General features: G+C 73.8%; 17 protein-coding genes. 8 read left to right on the top strand and 9 right to left on the bottom strand.

Annotated elements, in window-relative coordinates; translation table 11 throughout:
- Nucleotides 1-209 precede the first annotated feature (209 nt).
- Nucleotides 210-968, bottom strand: a complete 759-nt coding sequence (locus AC07DA_RS10810) for an SDR family oxidoreductase (RefSeq protein WP_479126609.1) — start codon at nucleotides 966-968, stop codon at nucleotides 210-212.
- A gap of 134 nt (nucleotides 969-1102) precedes the next feature.
- Here AC07DA_RS10810 and AC07DA_RS10805 point away from each other — a divergent pair, with 134 nt between their 5' ends.
- Nucleotides 1103-2743: an alkaline phosphatase D family protein gene (locus tag AC07DA_RS10805; protein ID WP_479126607.1), complete on the top strand. Its 1641-nt coding sequence runs from the start codon at nucleotides 1103-1105 to the stop codon at nucleotides 2741-2743.
- On the opposite strand, the gene AC07DA_RS10800 is transcribed toward AC07DA_RS10805, so the two are convergent.
- Nucleotides 2730-3776: a Gfo/Idh/MocA family protein gene (locus AC07DA_RS10800; protein ID WP_479126604.1), complete on the bottom strand. Its 1047-nt coding sequence runs from the start codon at nucleotides 3774-3776 to the stop codon at nucleotides 2730-2732. The two genes, AC07DA_RS10805 and AC07DA_RS10800, sit on opposite strands and share 14 nt — an antisense overlap.
- 86 nt (nucleotides 3777-3862) lie before the next feature.
- Here AC07DA_RS10800 and AC07DA_RS10795 point away from each other — a divergent pair, with 86 nt between their 5' ends.
- The 3 genes from AC07DA_RS10795 to AC07DA_RS10785 all read left to right on the top strand — a co-directional run bounded on the left by AC07DA_RS10795 (nucleotide 3863) and on the right by AC07DA_RS10785 (nucleotide 7542).
- A complete protein-coding gene (locus tag AC07DA_RS10795) occupies nucleotides 3863-5161 on the top strand; it encodes a multidrug effflux MFS transporter (protein ID WP_479126602.1) in 1299 nt (432 codons plus the stop codon).
- Nucleotides 5113-6288 carry a serine hydrolase domain-containing protein gene (locus tag AC07DA_RS10790; protein ID WP_479126600.1) on the top strand — a complete coding sequence of 392 codons (1176 nt, stop codon included), beginning with the start codon at nucleotides 5113-5115 and terminating at the stop codon, nucleotides 6286-6288. Before AC07DA_RS10795 ends, AC07DA_RS10790 begins: the two co-directional genes overlap by 49 nt.
- A gap of 258 nt (nucleotides 6289-6546) precedes the next feature.
- Nucleotides 6547-7542, top strand: a complete 996-nt coding sequence (locus tag AC07DA_RS10785) for a small ribosomal subunit Rsm22 family protein (RefSeq protein WP_479126598.1) — start codon at nucleotides 6547-6549, stop codon at nucleotides 7540-7542.
- Between the two features lie 25 nt (nucleotides 7543-7567).
- Here the strand turns inward: AC07DA_RS10785 and AC07DA_RS10780 are convergent, their stop codons facing one another.
- Entirely contained in the window at nucleotides 7568-8929 is a 1362-nt protein-coding gene (locus tag AC07DA_RS10780) for a S28 family serine protease (protein ID WP_479126596.1), read from the bottom strand.
- A gap of 128 nt (nucleotides 8930-9057) precedes the next feature.
- Entirely contained in the window at nucleotides 9058-9264 is a 207-nt protein-coding gene (locus tag AC07DA_RS10775; protein WP_479126594.1) for a DUF6243 family protein, read from the bottom strand.
- Nucleotides 9265-9367: 103 nt separating this feature from the next.
- Between AC07DA_RS10775 and AC07DA_RS10770 the strand changes: the two genes are divergently transcribed.
- Nucleotides 9368-10015 carry a TetR/AcrR family transcriptional regulator gene (locus tag AC07DA_RS10770; RefSeq protein WP_479126592.1) on the top strand — a complete coding sequence of 216 codons (648 nt, stop codon included), beginning with the start codon at nucleotides 9368-9370 and terminating at the stop codon, nucleotides 10013-10015.
- Here the strand turns inward: AC07DA_RS10770 and AC07DA_RS10765 are convergent.
- A complete protein-coding gene (locus tag AC07DA_RS10765; RefSeq protein ID WP_479126590.1) occupies nucleotides 9985-10851 on the bottom strand; it encodes a glycerophosphodiester phosphodiesterase in 867 nt (288 codons plus the stop codon). The genes AC07DA_RS10770 and AC07DA_RS10765 overlap by 31 nt on opposite strands.
- Nucleotides 10852-11100: 249 nt before the next feature.
- Between AC07DA_RS10765 and AC07DA_RS10760 the strand changes: the two genes are divergently transcribed.
- A complete protein-coding gene (locus AC07DA_RS10760) occupies nucleotides 11101-11832 on the top strand; it encodes a bifunctional DNA primase/polymerase (RefSeq protein ID WP_479126588.1) in 732 nt (243 codons plus the stop codon).
- 21 nt (nucleotides 11833-11853) lie between these two features.
- Here the strand turns inward: AC07DA_RS10760 and AC07DA_RS10755 are convergent, their stop codons facing one another.
- Nucleotides 11854-12846 carry an SCO2278 family lipoprotein gene (locus tag AC07DA_RS10755; RefSeq protein WP_479126586.1) on the bottom strand — a complete coding sequence of 331 codons (993 nt, stop codon included), beginning with the start codon at nucleotides 12844-12846 and terminating at the stop codon, nucleotides 11854-11856.
- A 253-nt stretch (nucleotides 12847-13099) separates the two neighbouring features.
- Here AC07DA_RS10755 and AC07DA_RS10750 point away from each other — a divergent pair, with 253 nt between their 5' ends.
- Entirely contained in the window at nucleotides 13100-13744 is a 645-nt protein-coding gene (locus tag AC07DA_RS10750; protein WP_479126584.1) for a PhzF family phenazine biosynthesis protein, read from the top strand.
- A gap of 395 nt (nucleotides 13745-14139) precedes the next feature.
- Here AC07DA_RS10750 and AC07DA_RS10745 read toward each other — a convergent pair whose 3' ends face one another.
- The gene (locus AC07DA_RS10745; RefSeq protein ID WP_479126582.1) at nucleotides 14140-14787 is read right to left on the bottom strand and encodes a biliverdin-producing heme oxygenase; all 648 of its coding nucleotides are present in this window, start codon (nucleotides 14785-14787) and stop codon (nucleotides 14140-14142) included.
- 154 nt (nucleotides 14788-14941) lie between these two features.
- Entirely contained in the window at nucleotides 14942-15799 is an 858-nt protein-coding gene (map, locus tag AC07DA_RS10740; RefSeq protein ID WP_479126580.1) for a type I methionyl aminopeptidase, read from the bottom strand.
- A 58-nt stretch (nucleotides 15800-15857) separates the two neighbouring features.
- Here map and AC07DA_RS10735 point away from each other — a divergent pair, with 58 nt between their 5' ends.
- Nucleotides 15858-16088 carry a hypothetical protein gene (locus AC07DA_RS10735; RefSeq protein ID WP_479126578.1) on the top strand — a complete coding sequence of 77 codons (231 nt, stop codon included), beginning with the start codon at nucleotides 15858-15860 and terminating at the stop codon, nucleotides 16086-16088.
- A 481-nt stretch (nucleotides 16089-16569) separates the two neighbouring features.
- Here AC07DA_RS10735 and AC07DA_RS10730 read toward each other — a convergent pair whose 3' ends face one another.
- Complete coding sequence (locus AC07DA_RS10730) at nucleotides 16570-17172, bottom strand: hypothetical protein (RefSeq protein WP_479126576.1); 603 nt, start codon at nucleotides 17170-17172, stop codon at nucleotides 16570-16572.
- Between the last annotated feature and the right edge of the window lies 1 nt (nucleotide 17173).

Genomic DNA, 17173 nt, shown 5'->3' with positions numbered 1-17173 from the left:
CCCGCGGGGTCCACCCCCACCCGGTCCCGTGGAACGACTGCCGCCTCCACCCCCTGGATGTGGCCGGCGGAAGACCTCTGCTCCAAGTGTGAAGCTTTGGTGTAGGAGAGTTGAGCATAAGCACCCGACCGGCCGCAATGGTCCGGACGTACTTATTCCGTTTGTGCAGGTTGACGAGTTGACGATGCGGCGCGCGCCCGCCGCGGGGCTCAGCCGCGTCCGACGTACGGCATCGCCGTGGCCAGCACGGTCGCGAACTGCACGTTCGCCTCCAGCGGCAGCTCCGCCATGTGCCGCACCGTGCGGGCCACGTCCGCGACGTCCATCACCGGTTCCGGGGCGACCGCCCCGTTCGCCTGGAGCGCTCCCGTCTGCATACCGGCCGTCATGTCGGTCGCCGCGTTGCCGATGTCGATCTGCCCCACGGCGATCCGGTACGGCCGCCCGTCCAGCGACAGCGACTTGGTCAGGCCGGTCAGCGCGTGCTTGGTCGCGGTGTAGGCCACCGAGTGCGGACGGGGCGTGTGCGCGGAGATCGAACCGTTGTTGATGATCCGCCCGCCCTGCGGCTGCTGCTCCTTCATCTGCCGGAACGCCGCCTGCGCGCACAGGAACGCCCCGTTGAGGTTGGTGTCCACCACCTGCCGCCAGTCGTCGTAGGACAGTTCCTCGACGGGCACCCCGCCGGGCCCGAACGTGCCCGCGTTGTTGAACAGCAGGTCCACCCGTCCGAACCGCCCGACGGTGGCCGCGAACAGGGCGGCCACGTCCGGTGGCCGTGAGACGTCCGTCCGTACGGCGAGCGCGGCGCCCCGCGGTACGAGGGCCGCCGTCTCCTCCAGCGCCCCCGTACGGCGGCCCGCCAGCGCCACCGACCAGCCCGCGCGCAGCAGTTCCACGGCGACCGCCCGGCCGATGCCGGAGCCCGCCCCGGTCACCACGGCGACCGCGTTCTCCTTCGCTTCCATGGCCCCGCAGCGTACGGCAGCCTCCGCCATCCGGAACTCATCCGTCCGTCATGCGAGTGCGGTGTACGCGTCAGCCAGGTGTCGTCCCCGGCCACTCCAATGCCCCCTGCAGCCATTCGCCAGGGGAGGACCGGATGACACCCGCAGCACACCCGTCCCAGCACGCCCCCGAACTCCGCGCGGCCGCCCGCCACATCGGCCGTCGCCGCTTCCTCACCACGACCGGCGCCGCCGCCGCGCTGGCCTTCGCGACCGACCTGCCCGCCCCCGGCGTCGCGGCCGCCGCCGAACTCGACGCCGGCAGGATCACCGAGAACCCCTTCACGCTGGGCGTCGCCTCCGGCGACCCGCTGCCGGACTCGGTGATCCTGTGGACCCGCCTCGCGCCCGTCCCCTTCCAGGCCGACAGCGGACTGCCCGCCGAACGCGTCACCGTGCACTGGGAGCTGGCCCACGACGAGCGGTTCCGCCGCGTCGCCCGGCGCGGCACCGCCACCGCGCACCCCGAGTTCCACCACGCCGTCCACGTCGAGGTCGGCCACCTGGAGCCCGGCCGCGTCTACCACTACCGCTTCCGCGCGGGCCGCTGGGTCAGCCCCGCCGGCCGCACCCGCACCGCCCCGGGCCCCGGCGGCCGCGTGGCGTCCCTCACCCTCGCCGCCGTCTCCTGCCAGGCCTACCACGACGGCTACTACACCCCGTACGCCCACCTCGCCGCCGAGGACGTCGACCTCGTCTTCCACCTGGGCGACTACCTCTACGAGTACGCCGTCGACGCCGTCGGCGGCCAGCGCAAGTACACCGACCGCACGCTGCCCGCCCTGTTCGCCCGCGAGACGCTGACCCTGGAGGACTACCGGCTGCGGTACGCCCTCTACAAGTCCGATCCGGACCTGAGCGCCGCGCACGCCGCGCACCCCTTCGTCGTCACCTGGGACGACCACGAGACCGAGAACAACTACGCCGGCGACATCCCGGAGAACGGCGTCCCGCCGGAGGAGTTCCTGCTGCGCCGCGCCTCCGCCTACCGCGCCTACTGGGAGAACCAGCCCCTGCGCCGCCCGCAGCGCCCGGCCGGACCGGACATGCGGCTGTACCGGCGGCTGCACTGGGGCCGGCTGGCCCAGTTCGACGTCCTGGACACCCGCCAGTACCGCTCCGACCAGGCCTACGGCGACAAGGCGCACGTGCCCGGCCCCGAGTCCGACGACCCGGCGCGCACCATGACCGGCGCCACGCAGGAGCGGTGGCTGCTCGACGGCTGGCGCTCCTCGCGCGCCCTGTGGAACGTCGTGCCGCAGCAGGTCCTCTTCGCCCGCCGGCACATGGACGCCACCACCCCCTCCCGGGTGTCGATGGACGCCTGGGACGGCTACGGCGCCTCACGCCGCCGCGTCCTCGACGGGGCGAAGGCCGCGGGCGTGGAGAACCTGATGGTGCTCAGCGGCGACGTGCACTCCGCCTACGCCTTCGACATCAAGGACGACTTCGACGACCCGGCCTCCGCCACGCTCGGCACGGAGATCGTGGCGACGTCGGTCTCCAGCGGCCGGGACGGCGCCGACAAGCCCGCGACCTGGGACACCTACATGTCCGCCAACCCCCACCTGAAGTTCTTCAACGGCCGCCGTGGCTACGTCACCGTCGAGCTCGGACGGGAGGCGGCACGCGCCGACTTCAGGACGGTGCCGTACGTGACCCGGCAGGGGGCGCCGGTCACGACGGCCGCGTCCTTCGTGACGGAGGTGGGGGATCAGGGGCTCAGGCCGGCGTGAGTTCCGCCGCGCGGCCCCCGTCCGGGGTCTCACCCGGGCTCTCCCCGGGGTAGCGGACGCCGACGCGGTCCCGGATCGCGTCGAGCGTCCGCATCACGGCGAGCGTGCCGTCCAGCGGCACGAGCGGTGACTCGGTCTCGTCGGCGCGCACGGCCCGCATGACCTCCAGCGCCTCGTGGCGCATGCTGTTGCGCGGGCCGTCCGCCGGGTCGGCCGTGAACTCCTCGGCGTCACGGCCGTCCCGGTGCAGGACGAAGCCCTCCGGGAAGAAGAAGCCGTGCGGGATGTCGATGCGGCCCTTGGAGCCGGTGACCGAGGCGGAGGTCGCCGTACCGCCCACGATGGAGCAGTGCACCGAACCGAGAGCGCCGCTCTCCCAGGAGAGCACCGCTGCCGTCTGGAGATCGACGCCCTCCGCCGAGAGCACCGCGCGCGCCGCCACGTCCGACGGCTCCCCGAGCAGCAGCTGCGCGAACGACACCGGGTAGACGCCCAGGTCGAGCAGCGCGCCCCCGCCGAGCTCCGGGTTGCGCAGCCGGTGCGAGGGCGGGAACGGACCCGCGAGCCCGAAGTCGGCCTGGACGCTGCGCACCTCGCCGATCGCCCCGTCGTCCACCAGCGCCTTCAGCCGACGCACCAGCGGATTGCAGTACATCCACATCGCCTCCATCAGGAAGCGCCCGTGCTCCCGCGCCAGCGCGACGAGTTCCTCCGCCTCGCGCAGGTTCAGCGTGAACGGCTTCTCGCACAGCACGTGCCGCCCGGCCGCCAGACACAGCCCGGCCGCCGCCCGGTGCGCCGTGTGCGGCGTGGCGACGTAGACGACATCGATGTCCTCGTCCTGCGCGAGGGCGTTCCAGTCGCCGTAGGCCCGCGCTATCCCGAACCGCTCCGCGAACGCCTTCGCCGACTCCTCCGACCGCGACGCCACCGCCACGACCTCCGCGTCCGGCAGGTCGATCAGATCCGCGGTGAACGCGGCCGCGATCCCCCCGGTCGCCAGGATCCCCCACCGCACCGTCTGCACCGTCATTCCCGCCCCGCCTCCGCCTCGTGACCCCTAGCAGTCCGTACGAGCTGAGAGCATAGGGGGCGATCGACTCGAAAAGGGAGGGACTCATGCCCGAGGGTGGGGCGTCCATATCGAACACCGCGCAGGGGGCCGCGACCGGGACGGAAACCCCCGACCTCACACCGCAGCGCCGCACCGGACTCCTGGTCACCTTCCTCCTGGGAAGCCTGACCGCCGTACCGCCCCTGGCGATGGACATGTACCTCCCGTCCCTGCCGGAGGTCACCCGCTCCCTGCACGCGCCCGCCGCGACCGTGCAGCTCACCCTCACCGCCTGCCTCGCCGGCATGGCCCTCGGGCAGCTCGTCGTCGGGCCCATGAGCGACCGCTGGGGGCGCCGCCGCCCGCTGCTCGCCGGGCTCGCCGTCTTCGTCGTCGCCACCGTCCTGTGCGCGCTGGCGCCCACCGTCGAACTCCTCGTCGCCTTCCGGCTGGCCCAGGGCCTCGCGGGCGCCGCCGCGATCGTCATCGCCCGGGCCGTCGTGCGCGACCTCTACGACGGCATGGCCATGGCCCGCTTCTTCTCCACCCTCATGCTGATCTCCGGGGTCGCGCCCGTCGTGGCGCCGCTGATCGGCGGCCAGGTGCTGCGCGTGACGGACTGGCGGGGCGTGTTCGCCGTCCTCACGGTCGTCGGCGTCCTCATCGGCGTCCTGGTCTGGGCGAGGCTCCCCGAGACCCTGCCGCCCGCCGAACGGCACAGCGGCGGCGTCGGCGAGGCCCTGCGCGCCATGCGCACCCTGCTCGCCGACCGCGCCTTCACCGGCTACATGCTCACCGGCGGCTTCGCCTTCGCCGCGCTCTTCGCCTACATCTCGGCGTCCCCCTTCGTGATCCAGGAGATCCACGGCGCCTCCCCGCAGATGTTCAGCCTGCTGTTCGGCGTCAACTCCGTCGGGCTGGTCGTCGTCGGCCAGATCAACGGCAAGGTCCTCGTCGGCCGGGTCAGCCTCGACCGGGTGCTCGGCATCGGCCTGGCGGTCGTCATCGCCGCCGCGACCGCGCTGCTGCTGATGTCCCTGGGCGTCTTCGGCGAGGTCGGGCTCGCGCCCGTGGCCGCGGCGCTGTTCGTCCTGATGTCCGCGATGGGCATCACCCTGCCCAACACCCAGGCGCTCGCCCTGATGCGCACCAGGCACGCCGCGGGCTCCGCCTCCGCCCTGCTCGGCACGTCGTCCTTCCTCATCGGGGCGATCGCCTCCCCGCTGGTCGGGGTGGCCGGTGAGGACACCGCCCTCCCGATGGCCGTCGTCCAACTGGCCGCCGCACTGGTGGCACTGGCCTGCTTCGTGGGAATGTGCCGACCCTGGAGGGCCCGCGCGAGTGTGGAGGGAGCGGACAGCTGAGCGCACCGAGACTGCGCGACGGCACGCCGGAACGGGCCGGACTCGACCCCGCGGAACTGCGTCACCTCGTCCGGGAGGTCCACGTCCTCACCACCGGACGGCGCCCCTGGGCACCGGGTGCGGTACTGGTGGTGGGACGCGGCCCGTTCATCGCGGTCGAGGAGGCGGCGGGCTGGGCGGTGCGCTACGCGGCCTACGACGAGACCACCGACGCGGGTGTGGAACTGCCTCCCGAGGACCGGGTCCCGATGACCGTCGCCACACCCTTCGACCTGGCGTCCCTCACCAAGCTGTTCACCTCGGTCGCCGCCGTGCAGCAGATCGAGCGCGGCACGCTCGGCATCGACGCGAAGGTCGGCGCGTACCTGCCCGACTTCACGGCGGCGGTCCGGCACGGCATCACCGTCCGCCAGCTCCTCACCCACACCTCCGGGCTGCGCCCCGAACTCCCGCTCCACGACTGCGCCGACGACGCCGGACGCCTCGCGGCCCTCCGGTCGGAGGCCCCGGTCGCGGCGCCCGGCACGTACCGCTACTCCGACCTCAACATGCTGCTCCTCCAGCACGTCCTGGAACGCCTGACCGGCCGCACCCTGGACGTCCTCGTGCACGACGGCATCACCCGGCCGCTCGGCATGGCGGCGACGGACTTCGGGCCGTGCCCGGGCGCGGCGGCGACGGAGGACCAGCGGCGGCCCTGGGCCAAGGCGGACCGCGGGATGCTGCGGGGCGAGGTCCACGACGAGAACGCCTGGGCGCTCGGCGGAGTGGCGGGCCACGCCGGGCTCTTCTCCACGGGCCGCGACCTCGCGGTCTTCTGCCGCGCCCTCCTGGCCGGCGGCTCCTACGGCCCCGCCCGCATCCTCGGCCCCGACTTCGTCGAACTCCTCCTCACCCCACCGGGACTCGGCTTCACCCTCGACCAGCCCTGGTTCATGGGCGACCTCGCGGGCCGCGGCGCGGCGGGCCACACGGGCTTCACGGGCACGTCCCTGGTCCTGGACCCGTCGACGGACACGTTCCTGATCCTCCTGACGAACGCGGTCCACCCCCGCCGCCGCCGTCCGGACAACGCCCCGAGGGCGGCGGCGGGGTCCCGGGTGGCTCGGGCTGTGCGGGGGAGGTGAGGGGGGAGTGGTACGGGTGTGTCACGTACGGCGGGCATGGAGTACGGCCAGCGCGGCCGCGGCGCAGATGGCCATGGTGGTGCATATGGCGACTGCGGTGACCTGGCCGGGCGGGCTCATGGCGGAGGCGGAGAGGCCGCCGGCGTGACCACGCGGCGCGGGTAGGGGTTCCAGGGGCTGCGTGGCGTGCCGCGTGCGCGGTCCGGCGGGGCCGGACGGTGGAGCCCGGCGGCGTCGGGACCCTCGTAGAATCGCCGGGTGAACGCCCCCGTACCCCCGGCCGAGTCTCTCCGCGCCGCCCTCGCCGGTCTGCTCGACGGGCTGCCGCCCCGGCAGGCCGCGCAGGCCGTGGAGCGGCTGATCAGCACCTACCGGGGGGCCACCCCGACCGACGCGCCGATCCTGCGGGACCGGGCCGACGTCGCCGCCTACGCCGCCTACCGGATGCCCGCGACCTTCGAGGCGGTGCGGTCGGCGCTGGAGGCGTTCGCCGAGGCCGCGCCCGGCTGGGTGCCCGGTGCGCACACCGACGTCGGCGGCGGCACGGGCGCGGCGGCCTGGGCCGTCAGCGCGACCTGGGCGGGCGAGCGGCCCGTCACCGTGCTCGACTGGGCCGAGCCGGCCCTCTCCCTCGGCCGGGAGATCGCCGCGGCCCAGCCGGCCTTGCGTGACGTCCGCTGGCAGCGCTCCCGGATCGGAGCGGCGCTCTCCCTGGAGAGCACCGATCTCGTCACCGTCTCGTACGTCCTCAACGAGCTGACCGCCCCCGACCGCACCGCCCTCGTCGACGCCGCCGCGGCCGCCGCCCGGGCCGTCGTGATCGTCGAACCCGGCACCCCCGACGGCTACGCCCGTGTCATCGAGGCCCGCGACCGCCTGATCGGCGCCGGGTTCCACATCGCCGCCCCGTGTCCGCACAGCGCCGCCTGCCCCATCGCCCCGGGCACGGACTGGTGCCACTTCTCCGCCCGCGTGAGCCGTTCCTCCCTGCACCGCCAGGTCAAGGGCGGCTCCCTCGCCTACGAGGACGAGAAGTTCAGCTACGTCGCCGCCGCCCGCTTCCCCGTCGCACCCGCGCCCTCCCGTGTCGTGCGGCGCCCCCAGATCCGCAAGGGACAGGTCCTGCTGGACCTGTGCGAGACGGAGCCGTCGCTGCGCCGCGCCACCGTGACCAAACGCCACGGCGACCTCTACAAGGCGGCCCGCGACGCCGACTGGGGAGACCCCTGGCCGCCCTCCGGCCCCGCCGAGTGATCCGTCCCCGGCCCGGCCGAGGGGGCTACGCCCGGCCGGCCCAGCGGTGCAGCGCGTCCTCCGCCCACGCCCGGTCGGCGGGGGACAGGTCCGCGATGCCGACGCTGTGATTGCCGCCCGGCACCCACAGCGTCCGTGAGCCGGAGCCCGAGGACCGGAAATGCTCGGCGACCGACGGGTCCTGGGCGCCGTTGACGAACAGCAGCCGGCTGCCGCGGCGGCGGACCCAGCGGTCGATGTCCGGCATGGCCGCGCTGTCGAAGACCATCGGGACGTCCCGGGGGACGAAGGTGCGCGCCTCGATGCCGCCGGGGTGGCGCAGCAGGTCCGCCAGGTGGCCGGTGGGGACGTCGCCGTACCCGAGCTGCGTGCCGATCTGGTACCAGTACGGGACGTACCGCCGGGCCGCCGTGTCGGCGTACAGGGGCAGTCCGGCCCACGCGTCCAGCCACGCGTACAGCTCGTCGGCCGTCGCCTCCGGGCCGGGGACCGCGGCCGGGTCGGCCGGCGTCGCACGCTGCCAGAACATGAACGGCACGCGCAGCACGGCCACTTCGAAGGCCCGGTCGGCGCTGCCGACGATGCGGAAGGTGTCGCCCGCGGCGGACGCCCAGGCCTCGTAGCGGGCGACCAGCTCGGCCCGGCGCAGCAGCATCTGCCGCTGGGCGGTCCTGACGGCCTCGCGGGCGGGAGCGGTGCCGACCGTCTCCAGGAAGCGGAGGTAGGCGGAGTCGTCGCGGTCGTCGGTGTTGTTCGGCGCCGAGTAGACCACCGTGCCGTCCACGTCCCGGGGGTGGAAGCGGCGGTGGTAGACGGTGGCCATGCCGCCCTTGCTGCCGCCGGTGGAGAGCCACGCGCCGGGGTAGAGCCGGCGGAAGAGGCGGACGACGCGGTGGTGGTCGTCGGCGGCCTGGCGGATCGTGAGGTGGGCGTAGCCGGGTCGCCCGGCGGGGAGCGAGGTGCCGAAGTAGCGGTGCTCGACCTGGAGCTGGTTGGCGTCCAGCAGGATCGCCGGTTCGGTCCGGCGGGGGGTGAGGACCGCGTGGTAGCCGGTGCTGAACAGCACCGTGGGGCGTTCCGCGGCCCGGTGGAGCAGGGTGAGGCGCTGCTCGAAGGTGCCGGCCGCGGGGTCCGTGTGGTCGACCGGCTGGCGCAGGCCCAGGACGAAGTGCCGGTAGCCGGCTCCGGCGTCCTGCCGCTCCTCGACCAGACGCAGCCCGGGCAGTGAGCGCAGGGCGTCCGCGACGTCATCGTGCCCGGCGCGCCCGCGCCCGGACCGCCCGGCGTGCCCGGTGTGTGCCGCACGCGCCGGTGCCGCCGCCGAGGCGGTGAGGCCCGCCGTCGTGACGGCCGCCGTGAGCATCCTGCGTCTCGTCCACATGCGCATGGAGGTCCCTCCCGGGTGTCCGTGGTGGCTGGTGGCGGTCGCGCTGCCGCGACCGCCTCAGTACATCCGCCGGACGCCCCGGGAGGATCCCGCGCGCGAGGGGGCTCTCTCCCCCGGGCGGGGGAGGGTCACGAGGAGTTCCGGGTCGTGCCGCCCTCCTGTCGCCGCTGCTGCCGTTTCTCCTGGAGCTTGCGCAGCAGTTCGCGCTTCTGGGCCCGCGGATCGAGGCCGCCGCCGACCCGGCCGCCCCGGCCCCCGCCCCGCAGGGCCTCGCGGCCGAGGTTCTTGCGCGATCCGCCGACTCCCAGCATGTTTCCGGCTCCACCTCGGGCCATGGCGGGCTCCTCTCTCACACCTTGGAACGAGACGGTTCGTCTCGCAACGACGTTCCCACTTTCCGCGAGACGCTCCGTCTTGTCAACCTGGTAAATTCGACGCATGACCGCCCAGAAGCCAGCCCAGTCCGCTCCCGGCAAGTCCGCCCCCGACTCCACCCGGCGCAGCGAGAGGTCCCGTCGCGCCATCTACGACGCCGCGCTCGCCCTCGTCGTCGAGGTCGGCTACCCCAAGACCACCATCGAGGGGATCGCCGCCCGCGCCGGCGTCGGGAAGCAGACGATCTACCGGTGGTGGTCGTCGAAGGCGGACGTGCTGATGGAGGCCTTCCTCGACCTGGCCGAACGGTCCCAGCGGGAGGCGGCGGCCGAGCCGCTGTCGTACGCCTTCCCGGACACCGGGGACGTCGCGGCGGACCTCAAGGCCGTCCTGCGGGCCACGGTCGACGAACTGCGCGACCCCCGCTTCGAGGCGCCGTCGCGCGCGCTGGCCGCCGAGGGCGTCGTCGACGAACAGCTCGGGCGCGAGCTCGTGGCCAAGCTGATGCAGCCCTCGCTCGACCTCTACACCGAACGGCTGCGCGCCGCGCAGGCCGCCGGGCAGATCCGCGCGGGCATCGACCTGCGCATCGCCCTGGAATTCTTCATCTCCCCGCTCGCCCAGCGCTGGCTCCAGCGCACCGGCCCGATCTCCCACGAGTACACCGACACCCTGGTCGACTACGCCCTCCAGGGCCTCGCACCCCGCTGAGCGGTCCGGGCGAGGCGCCCCGGCGCGTCCGTGATCACCCCGTCGCAGCCCAGCGCCAGCACCCGGTCCCGCTGCGCGTCCGTCACCACCGTGTGCGCCCACACCCGCGGGATCCCCGACCGCACCGCCCGCAGCAGGTCCGCGTCACGCGCCCGGTGGTCCACGTCCAGCAGATCGACGTACGACCGCCAGCGCTCGGGGCGGTCCGTGCGCAACTGCTCCGCCGAGCGCCACACCTGCGCGAGCAGGCCGAGGCGGTGCACGCGCCGGGCCACCTCGGGGTCGTTGGAGTTGACGAACACCGAGCGGGTCAGTCCCCGGGCCCGGATCAGCGCCGCGAGCCGGTCCAGGCCCCGCGGGTCCTTCGCCTCCAGCATCAGCACGATCCGGCCGCCGAAACGGTCCAGCACCTCGGCGACCGTCGGCGGCCGCTCCGACCGCCAGCTCCCGGGCAGCCGGTCCTTCGGGCGCAGCCGTACGCCCCGCCACTCCCGCGCGTCGAGGCCGCGCACCGCGCCGCCCAGGTAGGTCGTGCGGTTCAGGGTCTCGTCGTGGAACACCACGGGGGTGCCGTCGCGCAGCAGCCGGGTGTCGAAGTCCAGCACCTGCGCCGTACCGCGCGCGTAGGCCGCCATCAGGCCCGTCATGCTGTTCTCCGGGACCTCGCGGGCGCCGCCGCGGTGGGCGACGTAGGTGATCCGGGGGAGCGCCGCCACGGTCAGCGGGCCGGCGCCCCACTCCAGCGGGGCCGGGGCGCGGCCGCCGGGCCCGGTGAGGGCGAACGAGACCACGGACGCCGCGGTGGCCAGGGCCGTCAGCGCGATGCTTGTGACCATGGCGACCACGGTAGGACGCCATGTCCTGGCAAAGCGGGCAATGACACCCGATGGCCGTACCGGACACCCTTTCATCCCGTGGCATATGCCTCGCCCACCAGTGCGCGTCTCGCCCCACCGGTCCGTGTCTCCACCCACCGGTCCACGTCTCGGCCCTCATGCCCCGGATGTGGGCACTGGCCCCCCGGTGCGCCGGAAGATGGGAGCATAGGGCATGCTGTTCCGCACGACGGCGAGGCGAGGGGATAGATGAGCGCGGAGTTCGGCGGCCGGACCGGCCTGCAGGGCAAACTCACCCAGTGGCTGCGCGCGGGGCGCCGGCCCAAGGAGACCGCCGGTGACGGCGGCCGTGAGGCCCTGCTGCTCGCCGCCGCCGGCGCGGGACTGCCACTCGCGCCCGCCGCCCACCCGGCCGGGTACCGCTGCTCCTGCGACCGCGTCGGCTGTCCCACCCCGGCCCGGCACCCGGTGTCCTTCGCCTGGCAGACGCAGTCCACCACCGACCGCGGCCAGATCGAGCGCTGGGCCCGCCACCAGCCGCAGGCCAACTTCATCACCGCGACCGGCATGGTGCACGACGTCCTCGACGTGCCCCTCGACGCCGGTCGCGTCGCGTTGGAGCGGCTGCTGTCCGAGGGCGTCGAGGTCGGGCCGGTCGCCGAGAGCGACGACGGGCGCATGCTCTTCTTCACGCTCACGCGCGGCACGCCCGAGGACGAGGACGAGTGGTGGCCGTGCGAGCTGGACTGCCACCCCGAGACGATGGACGAACACCCCGGGCTGCGCTGGCACTGCCGCGGTTCCTACGTCCTCGTACCGCCGGCGCGGCTGCCCGGTGACGACCAGTCGGTGCGGTGGGTGCGCGGGCCCGAGCACGCCCTGCCGGATCCGCTGAGCCTGCTGGAGGTGCTCACCGAGGTCTGCGCGCGCTACGCCGGTGAGGACACCGACCAGCGGGCGGCCTGGCCCCTGCGGCACTGAGCGCCCCCCGCGCCCCGTCCGCTACGAGCCCTCCCCCGACGTCAGGCCCTGGATCCTGCCCAGGATGGTCACCTTGCCCGGCCCCCTGGGGTCCAGCGCCACCTCGTTGGAGACGAACTCCATCGTGAGGGACTGCTTGATCTCGCCCTTCGTCAGGGCCAGCACGTCCTTGTTCGGGACGGGGACCGACGTGCCCGCGGCGGCCGTCTGCTTCTCGTAGTGGCGGGTGGTGAAGAACACCAGCGCTCCGCCGTCCGTCGTGCGCAGGGCCAGCGGCGCGTAGTCGCCGTTCGTCAGCGGTTCGTCGAGGTACTGGGTGACCAGGCCCGGCTTCTTGGCGTTCTTCTGGCGCAGGGCGCGCCACTGGGTGGTGTGCGGGCCGTCCGCGAAGGCCGCTCCGCCGTCCTTCAGGTACGTGGCGTAGCTCCGGCTCAACTCGCCCGGCGCGGCGGCCAGACCGGCTGCGTCCACCGGGACGGACTCGGCCCAGCCGTCCGCGTCCCTCTTGAACTCCGGGACCTTGCCGGGGGCGACGAGCGTCAGGTACGCGACCTGGAACGGGGCGTCGAGGCTGCTGCGGGTGAACACGAGCAGCCAGCGGGCGCTGCCGCCCTTGTTGCCGGCGGCGTCGACGAGGAACCAGCGGGGCCAGCCGGCCTTCTTCGGGATGGTGAACTTCGCGTCCGTCAGCTTCAGGGGGGTGTGGTTCGGGTTGCCGTCCGGGTTGTTCGCCCTGCCGGCCTTCAGCCGGGCCGAGTCGATGTCGGCGAGGGCGCCGGTGGTGTGGTCGGCGTCGAGGGCGGGGTCGTAGGCTTTGTCGGCCTCGTTGTACGCGGCCGTGAACTGCTGGAGGGCCTCGGCGGCTTCGGCTCGGGTGGCGGACGGGAGGACCTCCCGTTCGCCGTGCACGACGACGCAGCCGCCGGCCGTCAGTGACAAAGCGGTCACCGACGTTGCTATGAGGGCGCTCCGGGCGGGCCTGCGGAGCGTTCGAGGGTCGCGATCCCTGCTCATCGGGTTCCTTCACCTTCCCCTTTCCGGAGGCGAACCCTACCGGGTGCCTCCGGCGGCCGGGCCGGGGTGGGTGGTGGTGCTTCAGGCCCGGCCGCCCACCGGTTCCGGCCGGGTTCTGGCCGGGGCGAGGAAGAGGGCCAAGTCGGCCTCCCGCCGGTCGTGGACGCCGTACGCCAGGACACCCGCCGCGAGGGGTCAGGCCTCGTGCCGGGCGGTGCGCGGCCGGGTGTCCCGCCGGTGCTTGAATGCCCTCGTGACTGACTACGACGTGCTCCGCGTCTTCTGCGGGCCGAACGGTGGATACGGCAACGAGCTCGGTGTCGTGCGCGACGGGTCCGAACTGCCCGGGCCGGAGGACCGTCAGGCGTTCGCCGCGAAGCTCGGGTTCAGCGAGACCGTGTTCGTCGACGACCCCGAGCGGGGCGTGATCGACATCTACACGCCGGCTTCACGCCTGCCGTTCGCCGGGCACCCCTGCGTCGGCACGGCCTGGCTGCTCGACGTGCCCGAGCTCGTGACGCCCGCCGGGGTGGTCGGGGCCCGGCAGGACGGGGAGTTCTGCTGGATCGAGGCACGGGCGGACTGGGCGCCGCCGCGCACCCTGCGGCAGTACGGCAGCGCCGCCGAGGTCGACGACCTGACCGTGCCGCCGCCGGGGGAGTGGGTGTACGCCTGGGCGTGGGAGGACGAGCCCGCCGGGCGGGTCCGGGCCCGGGGCTTCCCCGGCCGGGGGGACGGCATCGACGAGGACGAGGCGACCGGGGCCGCGGCCCTGCTGCTCACGGACCGGCTGGGCCGGGCCCTCAACATCACCCAGGGGGCGGGCTCGCAGATCCTCACCGCACCCCAGCCGGGCGGCTGGACCGAGGTCGGCGGCCGGGTGCGTCTGGAACGCTGACCCGGGTGGCGCGCGGCGTACGGGTGGAACAGCGTGGGTGTGCGCGGCGGCGAACGGGGACCTCTGAGCGTGACCGAGCACCACCGCGAGAGGTATCTCATGCGCACTCGATCCGCTCTGGCCGCAGGCCGCCCTTGACCGTCGCCGTCACCGCCACCGGTGTGGCGACCGCCGCCACCAACGACGACGACGGCCGGGACTACCGCGACCGCCATCACGTGGCGTGCAGCCCGTACTTCTACGAGATCGAGGCCGAGACCGCCGAGATCGAAGATGGCGGCGCCCTCTGCCGCAACGACGTGTTCGACGTCTGGCCGCACAGGGCCGAGGCTCCGCCGAGCCGGCACCGGGGCCCCTCGCAGTCGGCGAGGGGCCCCGGTGCGTGCCCGCGCGGCTCACGCCGAGAGCGGGAACTCCTCGCCCAGCGCCTGGAACACCGCGTTGTTCAGCGCGTAGGCCCGCTTGCACTCGGCCACGATCCGCTGCCGCTCCAGCTCGTCCCCGGGCACGGCGTCCAGCAGCTCCCCGTAGCCGCGCTTGAAGGCGGCCGGGTTGGGGATCTGCTCGAAGACGTAGAAGCGGACCCCGTCGCCCTTCTTGGGCAAGCCCCACGTCTTCTCGGCCGTGTCGCGGATGATCTGCCCGCCGGAGAGGTCGCCGAGGTAGCGGGTGTAGTGGTGGGCGATGTAACCGGCCGGCCAGTCGCGGGCGCACTCGGTGATCCGACCGGCGTACTCCAGCGTGGCCGGCAGCGCCCCGGCCGCCGAGCGCCAGCCGGGGCCGCGCAGGTACTCCAGGTCCTGCTCCAGCGCCGCCGTGCGGAACAGCTCCGGGCGGATGAAGGGGCCCGCCACCGGGTCCCCGGCCAGCCGCTCCGCGGCGGACTCCAGCGCCCGGTACACGAACCACAGCTGCTCCGTGTAGCGCGCGAACGCGTCGATCCCCAGTCTGTGCCCCAGCAGGTCGCTCAGGAAGGTCGAGCCCCTGACCTCCTCGTGCTGCTCGCGGGAAGCGGTCCGGAGGAGGGTCGAGAAGGATTCCATGGGCTCACTTTCCCTGGTTAGGCTCACCTAAGTCAATGTCTTGCCGACCAGCTGTCGGTAAACTTCCCGACGCGTTGTCGGAAAAAACCCGTGCGGGCACGAGAAAGGCCCGCCCTCGGGAGAGAGCGGGCCGCCGGACGGTGGAAGCGGAGCCCTACGGCAGGGTGAGGATCTCCGCGCCCGAGTCCGTCACCACCAGCGTGTGCTCGAACTGGGCCGTGCGCTTGCGGTCCTTCGTCACGACCGTCCAGCCGTCGTCCCACATGTCGTACTCGTGCGTCCCGAGCGTCAGCATCGGCTCGATCGTGAACGTCATCCCGGGCTGCATCACCGTCGTGGCGTGCGGGCTGTCGTAATGCGGGATGATCAGGCCCGAGTGGAACGCCGTGTTGATGCCGTGGCCCGTGAAGTCCCGCACCACCCCGTAGCCGAAGCGCTTGGCGTACGACTCGATGACCCGGCCGATGACGTTGATCTGCCGGCCCGGCTTGACCGCCTTGATCGCGCGGTTCAGCGACTCCCGCGTCCGCTCCACCAGCAGCCGGGACTCCTCGTCGACGTCCCCCACGAGGTAGGTGGCGTTGTTGTCGCCGTGCACGCCGCCGATGTACGCCGTCACGTCCAGATTGACGATGTCGCCGTCGCGCAGGACGGTGGAGTCCGGGATGCCGTGGCAGATGACCTCGTTGACGCTGGTGCACAGCGACTTGGGAAAGCCCCGGTAGCCGAGCGTGGAGGGGTAGGCGCCGTGGTCGCACATGTACTCGTGCGCCACCTTGTCCAGCTCGTCCGTGGTCACCCCGGGGGCGATCAGCTTCGCGGCCTCCGCCATCGCCCGGGCGGCGATCCGGCCGGCGCGCCGCATCGCCTCGATCGTCTCGGGCGTCTGCACCTCCGGTCCGGTGTACGGCGTCGGCGCGGGCTTGCCGACGTACTCGGGCCGGCGGATGTTTCCGGGCACGGAACGGGTGGGGGACAGCTCCCCCGGGACGAGCAGCGACTGGCCAGACATGCCAGCGAGTCTAACCAGCGGCTGTGGGGGAACATGTCGGTGGCGAGAGGAGCTGGTCATGGCCCTGTTCAAGAAGCGGACGGTCGGCAAGCCGGGCGAGTGGTACTACTGCCTGGAGCACAAGAAGGTCGAGGAGGGGCCGGACTGCCCCGGCAAGGACCGCTTCGGCCCGTACGCGAGCCGCACCGAGGCCGAGCACGCGATGGAGACCGCCCGCGAACGCAACCTCCAGTGGGAGAACGACCCCAAGTGGCACGACGCCCCGGCGGGCGGCCGCGAGGAAACCTGACGCACGACGGACGCCCGGGGCGGAAGCCGCCCCGGGCGTCCGTGTGCCCGCGGTGTCCGTCACGCCGGGGCGCCGCGAGCGATCCGCATCCTTGAGACCGGCGCCCGCTGGCACGCCGAGGTGACGTCCGGTTGCCCGCCGATGCTCCCGGCGGCGGGCCGGCGGGGGGCCGGCGGTGCGGCTCGATGTCCGCCCGGGTCCGTCGGGCAGGGGGCGGCGGGGGCTCGCCCCCTGGCTGCCGGCGCGGCGGCCGGCGGCCGGCCGTGAGGGCTTCGGCCTTCGTCCGGGGCTTGCGGAGGGTGGTCGGTGCGGTTCGGGGTGCCCACCTCTGGCTTCCAGCGGGCCGACGGGGGCTCGATGCCCGCCCCAATCCGTTGGGGCCGGGCTGCCTCGGCTGTCGGCGGGTGGCCGGTGGGGCTTCGGCCTTCGTCCGGGGTGGGCGGGCTGCCGGTGCGGTCCGGGGTGCCGGTGCCCACCCCGGCTACCAGCGGGCCGGCGGTGGGGCGGTCAGGTGTTCGGCCAGCCTGGCCACCCGGTCCCGGAAGCGGCGCCGCCCCCGTGGGGTCGGGAGCGCGTTCTCGCCCGCCGCCGCGCTGACCAGGTGCTGGACCGTGTCCAGGTCCAGCTCCGAGCCGGCCGGGACGGCCAGGGCCTCGTGCGCCATGGCCGGCAGCTCGCCCCGGTCGGGCCCCAGCGCCAGCACCGTCGCCCCGGCGCGGCGGGCGTCCGACACCCGTTCGAGCAGGGGAGCGGCAGGGCCCTCGGGTGACACCACCAGCAGCGTCTCGCCCCGCCGGGCCGCCTCCAGCCGGCCGAGACCCACCGCCAGGTGCGCCGGATCCGAAGGGCGCGCGTCGTGCCGTACCAGCGTCGGGGCCAGTTCCGGCGTGCCCGACCACGCGGCCTCGTCCACCAGGTGCGCCGCGAGGTGCCACGGCTCGTACGCGGGGGTGCCGACCAGCAGCAGCCCGCTCCCGTGCGACACCACCGACCCGCGCAGCGCCCTGGCGAACCGCCGGGTGGCGCCCAGCCACTCCGTTCCGGCGAGCACTTCCCGCAACAGTGCGACCCGTACCGCGTCCATG

This window comes from Streptomyces sp. NPDC044921 (assembly GCF_056432865.1).
This window is presented reverse-complemented; position numbering and strand designations above follow the sequence as displayed.

Bases quoted from the DNA above. Each gene is read 5' to 3' on its own strand.
- AC07DA_RS10800 (WP_479126604.1), bottom strand. From the start codon at position 3,776: ATGACGGTGCAGACGGTGCGGTGGGGGATCCTGGCGACCGGGGGGATC.
- AC07DA_RS10760 (WP_479126588.1), top strand. From the start codon at position 11,101: ATGAGCGCGGAGTTCGGCGGCCGGACCGGCCTGCAGGGCAAACTCACC.
- AC07DA_RS10765 (WP_479126590.1), bottom strand. From the start codon at position 10,851: ATGGTCACAAGCATCGCGCTGACGGCCCTGGCCACCGCGGCGTCCGTG.
- AC07DA_RS10730 (WP_479126576.1), bottom strand. From the start codon at position 17,172: ATGGACGCGGTACGGGTCGCACTGTTGCGGGAAGTGCTCGCCGGAACG.
- map (WP_479126580.1), bottom strand. From the start codon at position 15,799: ATGTCTGGCCAGTCGCTGCTCGTCCCGGGGGAGCTGTCCCCCACCCGT.
- AC07DA_RS10795 (WP_479126602.1), top strand. From the start codon at position 3,863: ATGCCCGAGGGTGGGGCGTCCATATCGAACACCGCGCAGGGGGCCGCG.
- AC07DA_RS10735 (WP_479126578.1), top strand. From the start codon at position 15,858: ATGGCCCTGTTCAAGAAGCGGACGGTCGGCAAGCCGGGCGAGTGGTAC.
- AC07DA_RS10775 (WP_479126594.1), bottom strand. From the start codon at position 9,264: ATGGCCCGAGGTGGAGCCGGAAACATGCTGGGAGTCGGCGGATCGCGC.
- AC07DA_RS10810 (WP_479126609.1), bottom strand. From the start codon at position 968: ATGGAAGCGAAGGAGAACGCGGTCGCCGTGGTGACCGGGGCGGGCTCC.
- AC07DA_RS10805 (WP_479126607.1), top strand. From the start codon at position 1,103: ATGACACCCGCAGCACACCCGTCCCAGCACGCCCCCGAACTCCGCGCG.
- AC07DA_RS10780 (WP_479126596.1), bottom strand. From the start codon at position 8,929: ATGCGCATGTGGACGAGACGCAGGATGCTCACGGCGGCCGTCACGACG.
- AC07DA_RS10755 (WP_479126586.1), bottom strand. From the start codon at position 12,846: ATGAGCAGGGATCGCGACCCTCGAACGCTCCGCAGGCCCGCCCGGAGC.
- AC07DA_RS10770 (WP_479126592.1), top strand. From the start codon at position 9,368: ATGACCGCCCAGAAGCCAGCCCAGTCCGCTCCCGGCAAGTCCGCCCCC.
- AC07DA_RS10745 (WP_479126582.1), bottom strand. From the start codon at position 14,787: ATGGAATCCTTCTCGACCCTCCTCCGGACCGCTTCCCGCGAGCAGCAC.